This is a genomic window from Qipengyuania citrea, from assembly GCF_009828015.1.
In the GTDB taxonomy this organism is placed as follows: Bacteria; Pseudomonadota; Alphaproteobacteria; order Sphingomonadales; family Sphingomonadaceae; genus Qipengyuania; species Qipengyuania citrea.
The window spans coordinates 75,025-91,754 of record NZ_WTYG01000003.1; the positions used below are offsets into that span (position 1 = coordinate 75,025).

A 16,730-nucleotide genomic window follows, 5' to 3' on the forward strand; every position below is an offset into this window, starting at 1 on the left:
GCTCATTTCCTGCGGCTTTCATCACGGCGCTTCTCGGCGCGTTGCATATCGAACCAGGCCCAGGCGACCATGCCGAGCGTGCCGATGACACCCACCGCATAGGCCGCGACGACGAAGTCCCACTGGTCGAGCGCTTCACGCATCACACAGCCTCCATCGCGCGGCGGCGCAAGCGGGCTTCCGCCTGGATATCGGCAAGCAAGGCGCGCATCCGGGCCAGCACAACACCGCCGAACAGCAGCGAAAAGCCGATCACCGCGACCAGCAGGGGAATGAGGAATTCGGCATCGATCGCGCTCTTGCCAACGGTGATGCTGGGTGGCTGGTGCAGCGAATTCCACCATACCACGCTGCGGTTGATGATCGGGATATTGATTGCGCCCAGGAGCCCGAACAGCGCGGGAATGCGCGGTGACAGCCCTTCACGCTGCGCGGCCTGCGCCAACGCGATATAGGCGGCATAGAGGAAAGCGAGCACCAGCATGCTGGTCAGCCGTCCGTCCCACACCCACCAGGTGCCCCAGGTCGGACGTCCCCAGATCGAACCGGTGGCCAGGCAGATGATCGTGAAAGCGAGGCCCGGAAGCGCCGCGGCGCGTGCCGCCAGCGCGGCCAGTGGATGACGCCAGACAAGAAACGCAAGACTGGACAATGCAATCGCCATCCAGCCCCCCATTCCCAGCCACGCGGCAGGAACGTGCAGGAACAGTATGCGGACCGTTTCACCCATCAACCGATCGGGCGGCACCTGGAACAGGCCCCAATACAGCGCCGCAGCACTCGTCAGGAGGCCGCCGATCAGCAGCGCCGGCGTAAGCCAGGCTGCAAGCGACAGGAACCGTTTGGGATTGGCGAAGCCATGCATTGAAATTTACCGTCCGGCACCGCTTTGGCAGCGCTCATCAGGCGTCGCAAGACCGCAGTTCAACGACCGATCAGTTCCTGCGCCATGCGGTCGGCAACCTGGTCGGGCGATACGCCGGTTTCGTCGCTCTGCCGCCAGATCTGCTCGAGCCGACCGGGGATCAGCGCGATACGCTTGCGCACTTCGTTGATGTCGCAAGGGGCATTGTCGCGGCGGCACAGATATTCGAGCGTTACCGAGATGATCCCGCCCGCGTTGATGACGTAATCGGGAGCGTAGAGAATACCGCGTTGCGCCAGCATCGGCCCGTGTTCGGGCCGCTTGAGCTGGTTGTTCGCGCCGCCGGCCACGATCTGGCAATCGAGCCGCGCGATTCCTTCGTCGTCGAGCACCGCGCCCAGCGCATTGGGGCTGAAGACATCGCAGGCGATCGACATCACCGCATCGGGAGCCGCGGTTTCGGCGCCGAGTTCGGCGGCCAATGCGGCCGCGCGGTCTTCGTGGATGTCGGACAGCGTCAGCCGGGCGCCATCCTTGGCCAGCAGCCGCGCGACGCCGCCGCCAACGCTGCCGGTGCCCTGCACCGAGACATGGACGCCAGCGACGCTATCCTTGCCCAGCTTGTGCTTGACCGCGGCCTTGATGCCCAGAAAGATGCCCAGCGCGGTAAACGGGCCCGGGTCACCCCCGGCAGCGCCCTCGCCTTCAACCGGAAGCCCCGAAACATGCTGAGTGCGCTGCGCGACCGCGGCCATGTCGGCTTCCGAGATGCCGACGTCTTCGGCCGTGACGTAGCGCCCGCCAAGCGCATCGACGGCATCGGCGAAGGCCGCGAGCAGTTCGGGAGACTTGGTCTTGTCCTTGTCCGCCAGGATGACGGCCTTGCCGCCGCCCATGGGCAGTCCGGCCATGGCGTTCTTGTAGCTCATGCCGCGCGACAGCCGCAGCGCATCGCGCATCGCATCGGCGGGATCGGCATAGTGCCAGAAGCGCGTGCCCCCGGCACCGGGGCCGAGATGCGTTGAATGCAGCGCGATAATCGCGGTCAGCCCGCTCTTGGCATCGCGCACCACATGAACCAGTTCATGGTCATCGAAATCCGCTTCGGTCCAGAAAGCCGTCATGCGTGCGCGCCCCATATGCTTAGGTGGACGGCTGGAAAACGGGCAAAATGGGGCGATCGACGGGGTTCGAACCCGCGACCTCCGGTACCACAAACCGGCGCTCTAACCAACTGAGCTACGATCGCCATATGCCCCCGGAACCGCCCGGGAAGGGGGCCTGATACGCATGCGGGTAACAGCGTCAAGCCGCCCTGCGCAACGGCGCGTGCCTGTTGCACAATGAAGTGCATATGGGAAGCGAAAATCGCAAGCCGGCGTCATGCACGCAATTTTCTTTCGCGGTTGTGGTCGGGTCTTCGCGCGCTATCGTGTTCCCCATGATCCGACCGGGCGAATCTTCAGCCGATACCCTGTTGAACCACCGCGGCATTCAGCGCGTGCCGAGCGATCGGATCGAGCTGTTCCAGTTGCGGCAGTTCATTGACGGCGACTTGCGAACCGAGCTGATCCGCCTGATCGAACAGGACCGCCGACCCTCGACGCTCGCCGATGCCGGCGAAGACCGGTATTTCCGGACCAGCGAAACCTGTGACCTCGACGCCGGCGAACCCTGCGTGCGTGCGCTCGAGGACAAACTCGCCGCGCTCAACGGCATCGATCCGGCGTATGGCGAACCGCTTCAGGGCCAGCGCTACGAAGTCGGGCAGGAATTCAAGCCGCATTGCGACTATTTCAATCGCGGCGGAACTGACTGGGACAAATACTGTTCGGTCGCGGGGCAGCGCACCTGGACGTTCATGATCTATCTGAACGATGTCGAGGCAGGCGGTGCAACGCGGTTCAGGGTCATCGGCAAGACCTTCCAGCCCGAAGCGGGAAAGCTGCTATGCTGGAACAACCGCCGCCCTGACGGGACCGAAAACCCGGCCACGCTGCATCACGGCATGAAAGTCCGCAAAGGGCGCAAATACGTGATCACCAAATGGTACCGCGAGAAGCCCTGGGGCTGGTAAGCGAGCCCCGCGCAGACTGTGGCGCAAACGCAAAAGGGCGGCCCCGCGGGACCGCCCTTGAATAAGCCTTGTGGCTCGCTGCGCTCAGTTCTTCTTGAGCGACAGACCGCCGAAGCGCTTGTTGAAGGCTGCGACACGGCCGCCTTCCTGAAGCTGCTTGGTGCCACCGGTCCAGGCCGGGTGGCTGGTCGGATCGATTTCGAGCGCCAGCGTATCGCCTTCGCTGCCCCAGGTGGAGCGCGTCTGGAATTCGGTACCATCGGTCATCTTGACCGTGATCATGTGGTAATCGGGGTGACCTTCGGCCTTCATGATTTGCGTCCTTTGAGCTTCGGAGCGGTTCCGACCGATCCAGCTGTTTGTGGGAAAGGCGCGCGCCTAATCGGATTCCCTGCCAAAAGCAAGCCCGATCACGCGGCGCCGCTTGCGCCGTTCAAGCCGCGAAGGATTGCCCGTAGGCACTCCCGCAGCCGGATGCGGATCAGTCCGCCGGAGCGTCGGCGATCATGGCGGTGAACTGGACTTCGCAGGTCACCTTGCCGTCAACCGAAGCTTCGCCCGCGAACTTGCAGACCCGCGCGCGTTTCTGAACGAAACTGGCCTTGAGGTCGAGCAGGACGCCGGGCGTCACCGGGCTGCGGAACTTGGCGTTTTCAATCGCCATGAAATAGACCAGCTTGCCCGATCCGGCGAGCCCGAGGCTGTCGACTGCGAGCACGCCGGCGGCCTGTGCCAGCGCTTCGATCTGCAACACACCGGGCATGATCGGCGCGCCGGGGAAATGCCCCTGGAAGAAGTCCTCGTTGAAGCTGACCGCCTTCACCGCATGGATCCGCTCGTCGGGCACGAGCTCCTTCACTCGGTCGACAAGCAGCAGGGGATAGCGATGCGGCAAGCGCTTCAGCACCTCGACGATGTCGAAACCCGTATCGCTCATCACCCTGCTCCTTCGTTCAGGCTCAGCGGCCGGCCGGCTGCGCAGCGGGCTGCTGCTGCTGCTGCTGCGCCTGTTGCTGGGCGGCCTGCTGCTGCGCGACATTCATCAAGACCTGCGAGACGGTCTGCTGCGCGGCGAGCGAATCCTGGCGCGGGCGCCAGCCTTCGGGGGGCGTGATCTGGACGGTCGGCACGCGCTGGTCGAGCACGGCGACCAGATCGTCGGTCACGTTGACCGCTTCGGGGGCCCACTGGATCGCATCGGGGGTGAGCAGCAACTGGATGTTCTTCTGCTGAACCACCTGCTGGCGGACGTTCTGGTAGTCGTTGATCAGCTGTTCGATGGCATAGGTCTGCGCCAGCACGATCGGCTGCGAAGCCTGGCCAAGCTGCTGTTCCTTCTGCTGGATCTGCTGGACCACGCCGGGGTTCGCCTGCAGTTCGGCCTGGCTCAGCTGGCCATTGCTGTCGGTGTCGAGGCTCTGCTGCAGCGTCTGCATTTCCTGGCGGAGCGTGCGGATCTGGCCGATCTGCGCGGCGAATTGCTGGTCGATCTGCTGATAGGCAGCGATCCGCGCCTGGCTGCGCACGATCACCGCTTCGGGGCTGCTGGTGGCGATGCCGGCCACCTGGGCTGCGGCGGGGGTGGCGATGGCTGCGGTGCCCGCGAGTGCGGCTGCGGCGATGGTCTTGGTGAAAAGTTTCATCAGAATTGCGTTCCTACGTTGAAGGAGAAGGTTTTGGTGTCGTCACCGACCTGCTTCTTGAGCACGCGAGACACGTCGATCCGGAACGGACCGAAGGGCGAGTTCCAGTTCACGCCTACACCGACCGAGATACGCGGCGCCGGGCTGTCACCGACGAAGACTTCCTTGAAGAAGGTCCCGGGAATGACGTTGCGTTCATTCTCGGTACCGTCGGGAGCAAAACGGTTGGTCACCGCCTGGATGATATCATTGCCCTGGTCGTCGACACCGGGCTGGAGATACAGCAGATTGCCGTTGCCGTCGGTGGCCTGCAGGCCATTGGGATAATCCTGCAGCACCGGCTGGGTCACGCTGAACAGCGAACCCACGTCGAGGAAGATCGACGGGCGCAGGCCCATTTCGCGGGCCCCGCTGCCGAGCGGGATTTCGAGTTCGGCACGGCCGAGGTAATAGGCCTTGCCGCCCAGCGCATCGTCGACGCGCTGGTCGCTGGCGAGCGCTTCTTCGATCGTCTGCGGGACCAGCGGCGTCGCATCGTCGCCATCGTCGTTGAGGTACTGCAGGCGAACGATGCGGGGGCCGACACCGCGAATGTCGAAGCCGCGCATCTGCGGTTCACCGAGGAAATAGCGGTCGGTCAGGCGGACATCGTCCTGCCCGGCGACCGAATTGTCCTCGAGGCTGCGGATCCAGCCGCCTTCGCCGGTTATCGAGAAGATGAACCCGGCCCCGACCGGCCAGTATTTCGCGGCACGCGCACGCGACCGGACATATTTCACGTCGCCGCCCAGACCGGCGAATTCGGTAGTCCAGCTGACGGTTTCGCCGCGCGATGGGCGCAGGCGGCTATTGAGCGTGTCGTAATTGAACGTCAGACCGACGATCGAGCTCGTGCGCTCGCCGATTGCTTCGCAGAGATAGCGGCTGGCAAGGATCGGATCGCAGGTGGCGATGCCGTCCCCATCGCGGTCGGAGAAATACAGCCCTTCGTCGAGCGACACATCGTCATAATTGAAGGTGTAGCTGCCGATCGCCGAAACATATTCGGTCAGCGGAACGCCGGCACGCACCTGCAGACCGGTGGTCGACTGTTCGAAGGTGGTGTTGCGTTCGTTGTTGCGGAAATTGAAGCTGTTGGTGTCGCGGCGATAGACATCGACCCCGGCAGAGATGTTCCGATCGAAGACATAGGGCTCCGAAAAGCTCACCTGCGCCGATTTCGAGTAGCGCGAATAATTGAGGCTCAGGCCCACGGTCTGGCCGCGCCCGCGGAAATTGCGCTGGCGGATCGAGCCGGCCAGGATGAAGCTTTCGAGGCTGGAGAAGCCGGCCGACAGCTGCAGTTCGCCGGTCGCCTGTTCCTCGACATTGGCTTCGAGCACGATCCGGTCGGGCGCGCTGCCCTCGACCTGGTTGATCTCGAAGTTTTCCTGGAAATAGCCCAGCGAATTGATGCGCGCGGTCGACCGCGCGACCGACAGCGAATTGAAGGCATCGCCTTCGGCCAGACGGAATTCGCGGCGGATCACCTTGTCCTGCGTCAGCGTGTTGCCGTTCACGTCGATCCGCTCGACATAGACACGCGGCGCCTCGCGCAGGACGAAGCTCACGTCCATCGTCAGGCTGTCCTGGTTGCGGCTGAATTCGGGCGCGACATCGGCAAAGGCGTAGCCGAACGTGCCGGCCAGCTCGCTCAGCTGCTCGACCGTGTCCTCGACCTGCTTGGCGTCGTACCAGTCGCCGCCCTGCATCGGCAGGCGGGCGGTCATCGAGGCGTCGTCGAAATCGCGGATCTGCGATTCGACATCGACTTCACCGAATTTGTAGCGCTCGCCTTCCTCGACCACGTAGGTGATGATGAAGTCGCGCTTGTCGGGCGTCAGTTCGGCCACTGCCGAGACCACGCGGAAATCCGCATAGCCTTCGGTGAGGTAGAACTGGCGCAGCTTCTGCTGGTCGAACGCCAGGCGATCGGGATCGTAGCTGGTGTTGGAGCTGAGGAAGCTGGTCAGCCGCGCCTGCTTTGTCAGCATTTCGCCGCGCAGCTCGCCATCGGAAAACGCATCATTGCCGATGATATTGATCTGGCGGACCTTGGACTTGGGCCCTTCGCTGATCTCGAAGACGATATCGACGCGGTTCTGCGACAGCTGCACCATCTTCGGTTCGACCGTGGCGGCGAAGCGTCCCTGCCGCTTGTACAGCTCGATTATGCGCGCAACGTCGGCGCGAACCTTCGAACGCGTGAATATCTGCCGCGGCGAAAGCCGGATTTCGGGCAGGATCTTGTCGTTCTTGATCCGCTTGTTGCCCTCGAGGATGATCCGGTTGATGACCGGGTTCTCGACGATCGTGATGACGACATTGCCGTCGCGGTTGACGACGCTGGCGTTCGAGAACAGCTCGGTTGCGTAAAGGTCCTTGAGAACCGCGTCGCCCGCCGCCTGCGTCCACGTGTCGCCCGGACGAAGCTTGATATAGGACAGGATCGTCTGCGGCTCGAGCCGCTGCGCACCGCTTACCGCGATGGTGCGAACCACATCGGCTTGCACCGCTGCGGCAGGCGCAGCCTCGGTCGCGGTTTCTTCCTGTGCGAAAGCGGCGACCGGAACACTGGCGAGCATGGTACCGGCCAAGAGGCCCACCGCCAGCCGTGTGGCGGAATTCCTGCGTCGCGAGGCGGCAAAAGCAAAATCAGTCATCGACAAGGAGTTTCCCGTCCTCGTTATACATACAACGTACCCGGCTGGTGGCGCCCCGATCCGGCAGAGGGTCGCAGCATGCGGGACGACCCTGCCGTCCCCTGCCCCAAGCGCCTGCGCCGATCAAGCTTTGCCACCGTATATCGCCGGTTTCCCGCTCCCTTTCCCCGGCTAATTCCCGAAAACGGGCAAGCTTACGAGGTCGTTGATCGTGACGAACACCATCAGCATGAGCACGAGGGCCACGCCGGCGCGGTACGCCACTTCGGTTCCACGGGGACCCACCGGCTTCCGACGGACAGCTTCTGCCGCGTAGAAAGCCAGGTGCCCGCCGTCGAGCGCCGGGATTGGCAGCAGGTTGATGAATGCCAAGTTAAGCGAAATGAGTGCGGCGAAATTGATGAATGCCATGGCGCCCAGGCTCAGCTGTTCGCCCGAAAACTTGGCAATCTTGACCGGCCCGCCCAGTTCCTGGACCGAGCGTTCGCCGGTGAAAATCTGGCCGATCCCGGTGACCATCATGTCAACGATACCGAGCGAGTGGTCGACCGCCAGACCGAGCGATGCGATGATGCCCTGCGGTTCGAAATCGAAAGACGACGCGCCCGACGCGATCCCGATCAGACCGACTTTCGAGACGTTGCCGAACCGGTCTTCCATCTCGACGCTGCGCACGGGCACCGCGAAGGTGCGTTCTGCCCCGTCACGGTCCACCGTGATGTCGAGCGTGCGGCCGGGGTAAAGCAGGATCGAATCCTGCACGTCGCGGAAATCCTCCATCCGCTCGCCCTCGACCGCAACGATCCGGTCGCCAATTTCAATTCCCGCGGCCCGAGCCGGCGAGACCTCGGCAAATTCGGCCACCGTCATCTGCTGCGCCGCATCGGCGGGAACCGGCTTGCCGTAAAGGGCGAAAAAGCCGGCAAAAATGGCCAGGGTCAACAGGATATTTGTGGCTGGGCCCGCGAATACGATCAGCGCGCGTTTCCACAGCGCCGCATGATGGAAGCTTCCGATCCGGTCCTCGTCGCTTGCCAGCGCAGCGGCATCGGCATCGGGAATGCTCGCGGGGTTCATATCGCCCTTGAACTGGACATAGCCGCCCAGCGGCAGCGCGCTGAGTTTCCAGCGCGTCCCGCGCCGGTCGGTGAAGCCCGCGATTTCCTTGCCGAAGCCGACCGAGAACGCCTCGGCGTGGACACCGAACCAGCGCCCGACGAGGTAATGGCCCAGCTCGTGGATCGTGATCAGCGGCCCGAGCAACAGCGGGAAACCGAGCACGTAATACAGCCAGAGAGGCAGGTTCAATTCCACGGGTCAGGCAGGCTCCAATATGCGCGTCGCGCGACTGCGGGCATCCTCGTCCACCCGCAGCACGTCTTCGAGCGTGCGAGGAGCTTCGGGCAATTCGCCTTGGTTGAGGACATCCTCCACCACTACGGCAATCCGGCTGAACGCAATCTTACGGTCGAGGAAGGCGGCCACGGCAATCTCGTTGGCTGCATTCAGCACCGCTGGCGCGGCTCCGCCCGCCTCCGCCGCCTCACGCGCGAGACGCGTGGCCGGAAAACGCGTTTCGTCCGGGGCGAAGAAGGACATCTCGCCGATTGCGGGCAGGTCGAGCGGTGCCATCGGCGTATCCATCCGCGCGGGCCAGGCGAGGCACGAGGCGATCGGCACACGCATGTCCGACGGTCCGAGCTGCGCCAATGTCGAGCCGTCGCGGTATTCAACCATCGAATGGATCACGCTCTGCGGGTGCACCACGATACGGATGCGATCGAGCCCGACAGGAAACAGGTGATGCGCCTCGATCAGTTCGAGGCCCTTGTTGAACATCGTCGCGCTGTCGACGCTGATCTTGGCGCCCATGTCCCAGTTGGGATGCGCGATCGCCTGTTCGGGCGTGACCGCGGAAAGGTCATCCACCGTTCGCAGCGGGCCGCCACTGGCCGTGAGCGTGATCGACCGGACATCCTCGATCCTGCCGCCGGCGAGGCACTGGAAGATCGCATTGTGTTCGCTGTCCACCGGCAACAGCGTTGCCCCGTGGCGGGCGACTGCGGCGGTCATCACTTCGCCCGCGGAAACCAGCGCTTCCTTGTTGGCCAGCGCGATTGTCCCGCCCTGTTCGATGGCAGCCATGACCGGTCCGAGACCGGCGCAGCCGACGATCGCAGCCACGGTCATGTCGACCGGGCGCGAAGCCGCTTCGCACAGGGCACCCCGCCCCGCGGCCGCTTCGATTCCGCTTCCGGCCAGCGCATCACGCAGCTCGCCGAGCCGGCTTTCGTCCGCCACCACCGCAACCTGCGCACCGAATTCGCGCGCCGAGGCTGCCAAGGCCGCGACGTTGCTGTTGGCCGTAAGCGCGACCACGTTCCACTCGGCCGGATTGCGGCGAACGAGATCAAGCGTCTGTTCGCCCACCGAGCCAGTGGCGCCGAGGATCGATATCGAACGCATCAGCGTGCCGCCCCGAGCAGGATACCGGCCAGCAGCACGACGGGGATCATCCCGTCCGTCCGGTCGAATACGCCGCCATGACCGGGGATCAGCCTGGAACTGTCCTTCACTCCGGCCTTGCGCTTGAGCCAGCTCTGCAGGAAATCGCCCGCCTGAGCGACGACGGCAACCGCCGCGCCCAAGCCCAGGATCTGCCCTGCTTCGGAGAGGTCGAAGAACATCGTCGTCTCGCCCGCAACGCTGCGCGCCACAACGTAGATCCAACCCGCAATCCAGACGGTCGCACCGACGATTCCGCCAAGCAGCCCCGCCCAGGTTTTCGACGGGCTGATTGCCGGCGCGATCTTCGGACCGCCCAGCGTGCGTCCGAAGAGATAGGCAAAACTGTCCACGAAAATGACCGCGCCGATCACCCCGACGACAATCGGCAGCGGGAAGCGCGACAGCATGTAGCCGGCAACGCCAATGTAGATCGTGCCGGCAAGGATGCCCGCCAGGCGATAGGAAATATTGGGTGTCGCCTTGACGACGAGCAGGACGAACTCGACCAGCGTGGCCAGAACCACGGCCAGCACGAACCAGCCGAACCACGGTTCGCCCGCGACCAGCGCGCCCACTGACAGCGCGATCATCACCAGCGCGGAAACGATCCGTACCGGCAAATCGGCATTCTTGCGCGCGGCTACGCCCGCTCCATTTTCAGCGTCCACCAAATCGCCTCTCCCTCTCCGCGAACTCGGCCAGCGCCCCGGTTAGGTGGTCCGGGGTGAAATCCGGCCATAGCACATCGAGGAAGAGCATTTCCGCGTATGCTGCCTGCCACAAGAGGAAATTCGACAACCGCACTTCGCCGCTGGTCCGGATCAGCAGGTCGAGCGGCGGCAGATCGGCGCTGAACAGATGGCGTTCGATCGATTCCTGCGAGATTTCGCCTTCGGCCGCCGCCTTGCGCGCGGCCTGCGTGATTTCCGCATGCGCGCCGTAATTGAGCGCGACTGCCAGCGTGCGCGATCCTTGCGCGGTCTGCGCCAACGCATCCTCTAGCATCTCGACGATGTCCGGTGCCAGCGAACGCCAGTCGCCGAGGATATGCAGCCTGACGTCGTTGGCGATGAATTCGGGCAGGTCCGATTTGATGAACTTGCGCATCAGGTTCATCAGATCGTCGACCTCTTCCTCGGGCCGCTTCCAGTTCTCCGAACTGAAGGCATAGAGCGTGAGGCATTCGACCGGCGTATCCTTCAGGCTGCGCACCAGTTCGCGCACGGCCTCCACGCCCTTCCTGTGCCCCATTGCGCGGGGCAGGTGCCGGCGTTTGGCCCAGCGGCCATTGCCGTCCATGATGATGGCAACGTGCCGCGCAGCTTTGTCAGGGGTGGTCACGAGTTCGTCCGATAGTGGCGGGCGCTACAGGCGTGCGCGCGCGAACCGAAGGTCCGGCATCGCCCGCAGCGAACACAGATGCGGTGCGGGCCGCTCACTGCGTGAGGATTTCCTTTTCCTTCTGCGCGGCGACCGTATCGCATTCGGCGACATATTTGTCGGTCAGCTTCTGCACTTCGTCCTCGCCGCGCTTGCGCTCGTCTTCGGAAACTTCCTTCTTCTTTTCGTCTTCCTTGAGCGCTTCCATGCCATCGCGGCGCACGTTGCGGATCGCGATCTTGGCCTGTTCGGCATATTGGCCGGCCAGCTTCGCCAGCTCCTTGCGGCGTTCCTGCGTCAGGTCGGGCATCGGCAGGCGGACGTTCTGCCCGTCGATCATCGGGTTGAGACCGAGGTTGGCCTTGGCGATACCCTTTTCGACCGCGGTGACATTGGCCTTGTCCCACACCTGCACGCTGAGCATGCGGGGTTCGGGCGCGCTTACCGTGGCGACTTGGTTGAGCGGCATCATCGAGCCGTAGACCTCGACCATCACGGGATCGAGCAGGCTGGTGTTGGCGCGACCCGTGCGCAATCCGCCAAGATCGCTCTTCAGGCTCTCGACCGCGCCGTTCATACGGCGTTCGATATCAGCTTTGTCATACTTGGCCATGGCGGCTTCCTCTGTCTTTTCGTTCAGTTCCTGACGATCGTCTGCACGCCCTGACCGCTCAGCACGCGGGCCAGATTGCCTTTCTCGCGGATCGAGAAAACGACGATCGGAATATTGTTGTCGCGGCACAATGCAACCGCGCTGGCATCCATGACCTTGAGATCATCGGCCAACACCTTGCCGTAACTTACGGTATCGAAACGCTTGGCGCCGGCATTCTTCTTCGGGTCACTGTCATAGACGCCATCGACGCTGGTGCCCTTGAGCAGCGCATCGCAATTCATTTCCGCGGCACGCAGGGCTGCGCCGCTATCGGTGGTGAAGTAAGGCGCGCCCACGCCGGCCGCGAAAATGACGATACGGCCCTTTTCGAGATGCCGCTCCGCGCGGCGCCGGATCACCGGTTCGCAGACCTGGTCCATCTGCACCGCGCTCTGCACACGGGTCTGCACGCCGAGCTGTTCGAGCGCGCTCTGCATGGCCAGCGCATTCATCACCGTGGCGAGCATGCCCATGTAGTCGGCCTGCGCGCGGTCCATCCCCTGCGCCGCGCCCGCCATCCCCCGAAAGATGTTGCCACCGCCGATGACCAGGCAGATCTCGAGCCCGGTCTCCTTGGCCGTTTTCACTTCTCGCGCCAGTTCCATCACGAATGCCGGATCGATGCCGAACTGCTGATCGCCCATCAGCACTTCACCCGAAAGTTTCAGGAGGACACGTTTCATCGTCGAAAGGGGCATGGATTCTCGCTCGGCAGAAGTTGGCGCGGCTTTAGAGCGCATGAAGGGCGCTGCCAAGTGCGCGGGAGGTTTTGGAACACCAGTGGGATACGCGGCCTTACGGCCAGCGCGTGATTTGGCGCAGCGCTCCACGCGGGTTGCTTGCGCAGAATCACCGTCGCCCAATGGAAAGCGGCCGCCGAACCGAAGCCCGACGACCGCCCCGAATACGGGTATTTTCTAGTAAGCGCAGGAAAAGGCTTTGTTCCAGCCTCTTACTGCGGCTCATGCACAGAATTATCCGGCTGCTGCAGCCGCAACTTCCGCGGCGAAGTCGGATTCTTCCTTCTCGATGCCTTCGCCCAGCTGGAAGCGGACATAGTCCACCAGCTCGACCTTGGCGCCGACGTCCTTGCCGGCCTGCTCGACGACCTGAGCGATGGGGGTCTTGTTGTCCATCACGAAGACCTGGCTGAGCAGCGCGTTTTCCTTGGCGTACTTGCCGATCGCGCCTTCGACCATCTTTTCCTGGACGACTTCGGGCTTGCCGCTTTCGGCAGCCTTTTCCTTGGCGATCGCGCGTTCGCGTTCGATCACTTCGGCGTCGAGGCCGTCAGCGGTCAGCGCCTGCGGGAATGCCGCGGCGATGTGCATGGCCAGCTTTTTGCCCAGTTCCTCGAGCTTGGCGGCGTCGCCTTCGCTCTCGAGCGCGACGAGCACGCCGATCTTGCCGAGGTCGGGCGCCACAGCGTTGTGCATGTAGGGCACGATCACGCCATTGGTAACCGAAACGGTCTTCATCCGGCGGACCTGCTGGTTCTCGCCGATGGTCGCGACATTGTTCGTCAGCTTGTCGGCAACGCTGCCGCCATCGGGATAGTCAGCAGCCTTGAGCGCTTCGACATCGTCGGCCGAGGCCTTGAGCGCGACCTGCGTGGTCTTGCGGACGAAGTCCTGGAACTGGTCGTTCTTGGCAACGAAGTCGGTTTCCGAGTTCACTTCGACGGCAACGCCCTTGGTGCCTTCGACGGCAACGCCGACGAGACCTTCGGCAGCGGTGCGGCTCGACTTCTTCTGGGCAGTGGCGAGACCCTTGGCGCGCAGCGCGTCGACTGCGGCTTCGATATCGCCGTCCGCAGCTTCGAGAGCCTTCTTGGCGTCCATCATGCCTGCGCCGGTCTTTTCGCGCAGAGCCTTTACGTCAGCAGCAGTGAATGCAGCCATGGTGTTTTCCTTCTCGATATGATGTGCGGGCACCGGGCCAGCTAGGGAGCGGCCCGGCGCGTTACTCCGCTATATGACGGGCGCATGATGGCGCCCGTCAATGGAGGGCTCAGGCCCCGACGGTTTCCTCGGGCGGATTTTCCATCGCGCCGACATCGGCACCCGAATCCTGCACGCCGTCGCCCTTGCCGCTCTTGGCCGCATTGGCGACCGCTTCGCAGTAGAGGCGGATGGCGCGGGCAGCGTCGTCATTGCCCGGGATCGGGAAGGCGATGCCCTCGGGGTCGACATTGGTGTCGAGCACGGCAACCACGGGGATGCCGAGAACGTTGGCTTCCTTGATCGCCAGATCTTCCATGTTGGCGTCGATCACGAACATCACGTCGGGAATACCGCCCATGTCGCGGATGCCGCCCAGCGAAAGTTCGAGCTTGTCCCGCTTGCGGGTCAGGTCGAGGACTTCCTTCTTGGTCAGGCCGGCAGTGTCGCCCGACAGCCGTTCATCAAGCGACTTGAGATACTTGATGCGTTCGCTGATCGTCTTCCAGTTGGTCAGCATGCCGCCGAGCCAGCGATGGTTGACGAAGTGCTGGCCCGAAGCGAGCGCGGCTTCGCGGATCGCGTCCTGCGCCTGGCGCTTGGTCCCGACGAACAGCACCTTGCCGCCCGAACGGGCCGTCTGCTGGACGAAGTCGAGCGCGCGCGCAAACAGCGGCACGGTCTGCGACAGGTCGATGATGTGGATGCCGTTGCGCGCGCCGAAGATGTACGGCTTCATGCGCGGGTTCCAGCGGTGGGTCTGGTGGCCGAAATGCGATCCGGCCTCGATCAGTTCCTGCATCGTGACGGTAGGTGCCGCCATAGTAGAATTCCTTTCCGGTTATGCCTCTGGAAAGCTGGAACCCGAATGCGGTCATGTCCCGCGGCGGGCACCGGTATGTGCGCCTTCCATGTGGATTTGCCCGCAGCGCAACGACCGGGAATCGCCCGAATGCGTTGCAGACCGCGCGCCCTTAGCGCTGCGGCCGGACAAAATCCAGCATCAATTCCGGATGCGAAACGGAATTTACGAGTCAGTTACCGCTTGACAGCGCAGAACAAAAAGAGAACAAATGTTCCAGCAACGGAACAGCCGCGTTGCAGTGCTGGTTTTCCACACGGCTGGGCCCGGTCTGTCAACAGGTTTGTCGACAGGCATCTAGGGAGATTTAGAGATGTTCGCACTGGTCCTGCTCACGTTGTTTGCCGCCATGACCGCGGCGACCGCAGCCGTTCTGGCCGACAGCGCGCTGCGCTGGTGGTCGGCCTTTTCAAGCCTGCGCCGCGAACTCCCTGGCCAGGCGGACGGCGCCCTTCCCGCGCTGCGTCCGACCTCCGGCGCAGCGCGTCCCGCATTGCTCCGCCCTGCTGCTCTGCGGACAGCGAACCGCGGGATCAGCCGCGCCGCTTGAAACGGGCGTAGCGCAATAGCGAATAGGGTAGCAGCAGCAGGTAACCGGCACAGATCGCGCTGAGCGTCCACCATGGCTCGACCAGCAGTGCGGCGAACAGGAGACCCACGAAAGCCAGCACCTCGAGCCGGATTCCCCTCCGCGGGCGCAGCGAGGTCCAGCTGGGGGTAGCGATGTTGGAGATCATGAGAACGGCTATCGTGGCCAGCCATATGCCGACCAGAATGGGATTGCGCAGCTCTTCCATTCCCGTTGCCATCCACAGATAGAACGGCGCGAAGGCGAGGCCCGCCCCGATCGGCGCGGGCACGCCGGTGAGGAAGCCGAGCGATTTATGCGGCTGGTCCTCCACATCGATCTGCGCATTGAACCGCGCGAGGCGCAGCGCACAGCAGATCGCGAAAGCGAGCGCGGCAAACCAGCCGAGCCGCGGCTCCGCCGACAACGACCACAGGAAGATTATGATTGCGGGCGCGGTGCCGAAGCTGAGCGAATCGGCCAGGCTGTCAAGCTCAGCCCCGAAGCGCGACTGCGCCTTCAGCGCACGCGCGACCCGGCCATCAACCCCGTCGAGCACGCCGGCAAGGATGACGGCGACGACCGCGGCACCCCAGTTCTCGTCGATCGCGAAGCGGATGCCGGTCAGTCCGGAACACAGCGCGGCGGCGGTAACCGCATTGGGGATCATCGCGCGCAAGGTCAGCGCGCGCGTGTGGATCTCGGCGGGCGGTTCGTCCTCGGTCGCTTTCGGCCCCAGGCGGACAGCCTTATCGTGTTCGGTCATTGTGCTACACCCTCAAGCAATTGCTGCGATCCGATTTCGGCCAGCACGGTTTCACCTGCGACGACTTTCTGGCCCAGCAGGACCTTGGGATCGGTTCCGGCAGGAAGATAGACATCGACCCGGCTGCCGAAGCGGATCAGTCCGATCCGCTGCCCCACACCGACCGTGTCTCCGGGCTTGACGAAGGGGACGATCCGCCGTGCGATCAGGCCCGCAATTTGCGTGAAGCCGATCTTCAGCCCATCGGTCCTCTCGATCAACAAGTGCTGCCGTTCGTTCTGCTCGCTCGCCTTGTCGAGACCCGCGTCGAAGAACTCGCCGGGGATATAGACCACCCGGCGAACCGTGCCCGCGATCGGTGCCCGGTTGATATGCACATCGAAGACCGACATGAAAATCGAAATGCGTGTCACCCGCCCCGGGGTAAGCCCGGGATGGCCGGTGCCGTCGTCGACCATCATTTCCTCGGGCGGGTCGACCTGCGCGATCAGCGAAACGAGCCCGTCGGCGGGGGACAGGATCACCCGGTCATCCTGCGGCACCACGCGCTCGGGATCGCGAAAGAAGGCGAAGATGCCGAGCGAGAGGAGCAGGAGCGGCCAGCCGATGATCTCCCAGTCGAAACCGATCAGGAACACGAGGCTGACGAGCACCGCGACCGCGCCGAACTTGCGTCCTTCGGGATGAATCGGCGGCCATGACCAGCGCACGTCGCCGCGGCCACGATTGTCGAGAAGATCACCTGCCATCGCAAACACCTAGGG

General features: G+C 63.7%; 19 protein-coding genes and 1 tRNA gene. 2 read left to right on the forward strand and 18 right to left on the reverse strand.

Going from position 1 to position 16,730, the window contains the following annotated elements:
• Nucleotides 1-2: 2 nt before the first annotated feature.
• From GRI55_RS14900 to GRI55_RS10395, 4 genes are all read right to left on the reverse strand, one after another.
• A complete protein-coding gene (locus GRI55_RS14900) occupies nt 3-143 on the reverse strand; it encodes a hypothetical protein (protein ID WP_197458278.1) in 141 nt (46 codons plus the stop codon).
• Nucleotides 143-865, reverse strand: coding sequence for a heme ABC transporter permease CcmC (gene ccmC, locus GRI55_RS10385; RefSeq protein ID WP_063506596.1), 723 nt, complete (start codon nt 863-865; stop codon nt 143-145). Before ccmC ends, GRI55_RS14900 begins: the two co-directional genes overlap by 1 nt.
• A gap of 59 nt (nt 866-924) precedes the next feature.
• Nucleotides 925-1,989 (reverse strand): Glu/Leu/Phe/Val family dehydrogenase, encoded by a 1,065-nt coding sequence (locus tag GRI55_RS10390; protein WP_160767124.1) that lies wholly within the window; start codon nt 1,987-1,989, stop codon nt 925-927.
• A gap of 48 nt (nt 1,990-2,037) precedes the next feature.
• Nucleotides 2,038-2,114: transfer RNA gene (locus tag GRI55_RS10395), tRNA-His, on the reverse strand.
• A gap of 192 nt (nt 2,115-2,306) precedes the next feature.
• Here GRI55_RS10395 and GRI55_RS10400 point away from each other — a divergent pair.
• A complete protein-coding gene (locus GRI55_RS10400; RefSeq protein WP_160767125.1) occupies nt 2,307-2,942 on the forward strand; it encodes a prolyl hydroxylase family protein in 636 nt (211 codons plus the stop codon).
• Nucleotides 2,943-3,026: 84 nt separating this feature from the next.
• Here GRI55_RS10400 and rpmE read toward each other — a convergent pair whose 3' ends face one another.
• The 12 genes from rpmE to rpsB all read right to left on the reverse strand — a co-directional run bounded on the left by rpmE (nt 3,027) and on the right by rpsB (nt 14,593).
• Nucleotides 3,027-3,254: a 50S ribosomal protein L31 gene (gene rpmE, locus GRI55_RS10405; RefSeq protein ID WP_050600006.1), complete on the reverse strand. Its 228-nt coding sequence runs from the start codon at nt 3,252-3,254 to the stop codon at nt 3,027-3,029.
• A 169-nt stretch (nt 3,255-3,423) separates the two neighbouring features.
• Complete coding sequence (gene fabZ, locus GRI55_RS10410; RefSeq protein WP_063506422.1) at nt 3,424-3,879, reverse strand: 3-hydroxyacyl-ACP dehydratase FabZ; 456 nt, start codon at nt 3,877-3,879, stop codon at nt 3,424-3,426.
• Between the two features lie 22 nt (nt 3,880-3,901).
• Nucleotides 3,902-4,585: an OmpH family outer membrane protein gene (locus GRI55_RS10415; RefSeq protein ID WP_160767126.1), complete on the reverse strand. Its 684-nt coding sequence runs from the start codon at nt 4,583-4,585 to the stop codon at nt 3,902-3,904.
• Complete coding sequence (bamA, locus tag GRI55_RS10420; protein ID WP_160767127.1) at nt 4,585-7,287, reverse strand: outer membrane protein assembly factor BamA; 2,703 nt, start codon at nt 7,285-7,287, stop codon at nt 4,585-4,587. Before bamA ends, GRI55_RS10415 begins: the two co-directional genes overlap by 1 nt.
• Before the next feature lie 171 nt (nt 7,288-7,458).
• Entirely contained in the window at nt 7,459-8,595 is a 1,137-nt protein-coding gene (rseP, locus tag GRI55_RS10425; RefSeq protein WP_160767128.1) for an RIP metalloprotease RseP, read from the reverse strand.
• A 9-nt stretch (nt 8,596-8,604) separates the two neighbouring features.
• The gene (gene dxr, locus GRI55_RS10430) at nt 8,605-9,753 is read right to left on the reverse strand and encodes a 1-deoxy-D-xylulose-5-phosphate reductoisomerase (protein ID WP_160767129.1); all 1,149 of its coding nucleotides are present in this window, start codon (nt 9,751-9,753) and stop codon (nt 8,605-8,607) included.
• Nucleotides 9,753-10,463, reverse strand: coding sequence for a phosphatidate cytidylyltransferase (locus GRI55_RS10435; protein ID WP_307019194.1), 711 nt, complete (start codon nt 10,461-10,463; stop codon nt 9,753-9,755). The genes dxr and GRI55_RS10435 overlap by 1 nt, the downstream gene beginning before the upstream one ends.
• The gene (gene uppS, locus GRI55_RS10440; protein WP_063506427.1) at nt 10,453-11,094 is read right to left on the reverse strand and encodes a polyprenyl diphosphate synthase; all 642 of its coding nucleotides are present in this window, start codon (nt 11,092-11,094) and stop codon (nt 10,453-10,455) included. Before uppS ends, GRI55_RS10435 begins: the two co-directional genes overlap by 11 nt.
• A gap of 136 nt (nt 11,095-11,230) precedes the next feature.
• The gene (frr, locus tag GRI55_RS10445) at nt 11,231-11,788 is read right to left on the reverse strand and encodes a ribosome recycling factor (protein WP_050600013.1); all 558 of its coding nucleotides are present in this window, start codon (nt 11,786-11,788) and stop codon (nt 11,231-11,233) included.
• Between the two features lie 23 nt (nt 11,789-11,811).
• The gene (pyrH, locus tag GRI55_RS10450; RefSeq protein ID WP_050600014.1) at nt 11,812-12,528 is read right to left on the reverse strand and encodes a UMP kinase; all 717 of its coding nucleotides are present in this window, start codon (nt 12,526-12,528) and stop codon (nt 11,812-11,814) included.
• Nucleotides 12,529-12,804: 276 nt separating this feature from the next.
• Complete coding sequence (gene tsf / locus GRI55_RS10455; protein ID WP_160767131.1) at nt 12,805-13,731, reverse strand: translation elongation factor Ts; 927 nt, start codon at nt 13,729-13,731, stop codon at nt 12,805-12,807.
• A gap of 109 nt (nt 13,732-13,840) precedes the next feature.
• A complete protein-coding gene (gene rpsB / locus GRI55_RS10460; RefSeq protein WP_050600016.1) occupies nt 13,841-14,593 on the reverse strand; it encodes a 30S ribosomal protein S2 in 753 nt (250 codons plus the stop codon).
• A gap of 352 nt (nt 14,594-14,945) precedes the next feature.
• Here rpsB and GRI55_RS10465 point away from each other — a divergent pair, with 352 nt between their 5' ends.
• Nucleotides 14,946-15,182 (forward strand): hypothetical protein, encoded by a 237-nt coding sequence (locus GRI55_RS10465; protein WP_063505103.1) that lies wholly within the window; start codon nt 14,946-14,948, stop codon nt 15,180-15,182.
• On the opposite strand, the gene GRI55_RS10470 is transcribed toward GRI55_RS10465, so the two are convergent.
• Together GRI55_RS10470 and GRI55_RS10475 are read right to left on the reverse strand one after the other, a co-directional pair.
• Entirely contained in the window at nt 15,166-15,966 is an 801-nt protein-coding gene (locus GRI55_RS10470) for a CDP-alcohol phosphatidyltransferase family protein (protein WP_063505102.1), read from the reverse strand. The genes GRI55_RS10465 and GRI55_RS10470 overlap by 17 nt on opposite strands.
• Nucleotides 15,963-16,715 (reverse strand): phosphatidylserine decarboxylase, encoded by a 753-nt coding sequence (locus GRI55_RS10475; RefSeq protein WP_063505101.1) that lies wholly within the window; start codon nt 16,713-16,715, stop codon nt 15,963-15,965. Before GRI55_RS10475 ends, GRI55_RS10470 begins: the two co-directional genes overlap by 4 nt.
• Nucleotides 16,716-16,730 lie beyond the last annotated feature (15 nt).

What these genes read in the sequence shown, in the direction of transcription:
- GRI55_RS14900 (WP_197458278.1), bottom strand. Translation starts at nt 143, where the DNA reads ATGCGTGAAGCGCTCGACCAGTGGGACTTCGTCGTCGCGGCCTATGCG.
- ccmC (WP_063506596.1), bottom strand. Translation starts at nt 865, where the DNA reads ATGCATGGCTTCGCCAATCCCAAACGGTTCCTGTCGCTTGCAGCCTGG.
- GRI55_RS10390 (WP_160767124.1), bottom strand. Translation starts at nt 1,989, where the DNA reads ATGACGGCTTTCTGGACCGAAGCGGATTTCGATGACCATGAACTGGTT.
- GRI55_RS10400 (WP_160767125.1), top strand. Translation starts at nt 2,307, where the DNA reads ATGATCCGACCGGGCGAATCTTCAGCCGATACCCTGTTGAACCACCGC.
- rpmE (WP_050600006.1), bottom strand. Translation starts at nt 3,254, where the DNA reads ATGAAGGCCGAAGGTCACCCCGATTACCACATGATCACGGTCAAGATG.
- fabZ (WP_063506422.1), bottom strand. Translation starts at nt 3,879, where the DNA reads ATGAGCGATACGGGTTTCGACATCGTCGAGGTGCTGAAGCGCTTGCCG.
- GRI55_RS10415 (WP_160767126.1), bottom strand. Translation starts at nt 4,585, where the DNA reads ATGAAACTTTTCACCAAGACCATCGCCGCAGCCGCACTCGCGGGCACC.
- bamA (WP_160767127.1), bottom strand. Translation starts at nt 7,287, where the DNA reads ATGACTGATTTTGCTTTTGCCGCCTCGCGACGCAGGAATTCCGCCACA.
- dxr (WP_160767129.1), bottom strand. Translation starts at nt 9,753, where the DNA reads ATGCGTTCGATATCGATCCTCGGCGCCACTGGCTCGGTGGGCGAACAG.
- uppS (WP_063506427.1), bottom strand. Translation starts at nt 11,094, where the DNA reads ATGGACGGCAATGGCCGCTGGGCCAAACGCCGGCACCTGCCCCGCGCA.
- frr (WP_050600013.1), bottom strand. Translation starts at nt 11,788, where the DNA reads ATGGCCAAGTATGACAAAGCTGATATCGAACGCCGTATGAACGGCGCG.
- pyrH (WP_050600014.1), bottom strand. Translation starts at nt 12,528, where the DNA reads ATGCCCCTTTCGACGATGAAACGTGTCCTCCTGAAACTTTCGGGTGAA.
- tsf (WP_160767131.1), bottom strand. Translation starts at nt 13,731, where the DNA reads ATGGCTGCATTCACTGCTGCTGACGTAAAGGCTCTGCGCGAAAAGACC.
- rpsB (WP_050600016.1), bottom strand. Translation starts at nt 14,593, where the DNA reads ATGGCGGCACCTACCGTCACGATGCAGGAACTGATCGAGGCCGGATCG.
- GRI55_RS10465 (WP_063505103.1), top strand. Translation starts at nt 14,946, where the DNA reads ATGTTCGCACTGGTCCTGCTCACGTTGTTTGCCGCCATGACCGCGGCG.
- GRI55_RS10470 (WP_063505102.1), bottom strand. Translation starts at nt 15,966, where the DNA reads ATGACCGAACACGATAAGGCTGTCCGCCTGGGGCCGAAAGCGACCGAG.
- GRI55_RS10475 (WP_063505101.1), bottom strand. Translation starts at nt 16,715, where the DNA reads ATGGCAGGTGATCTTCTCGACAATCGTGGCCGCGGCGACGTGCGCTGG.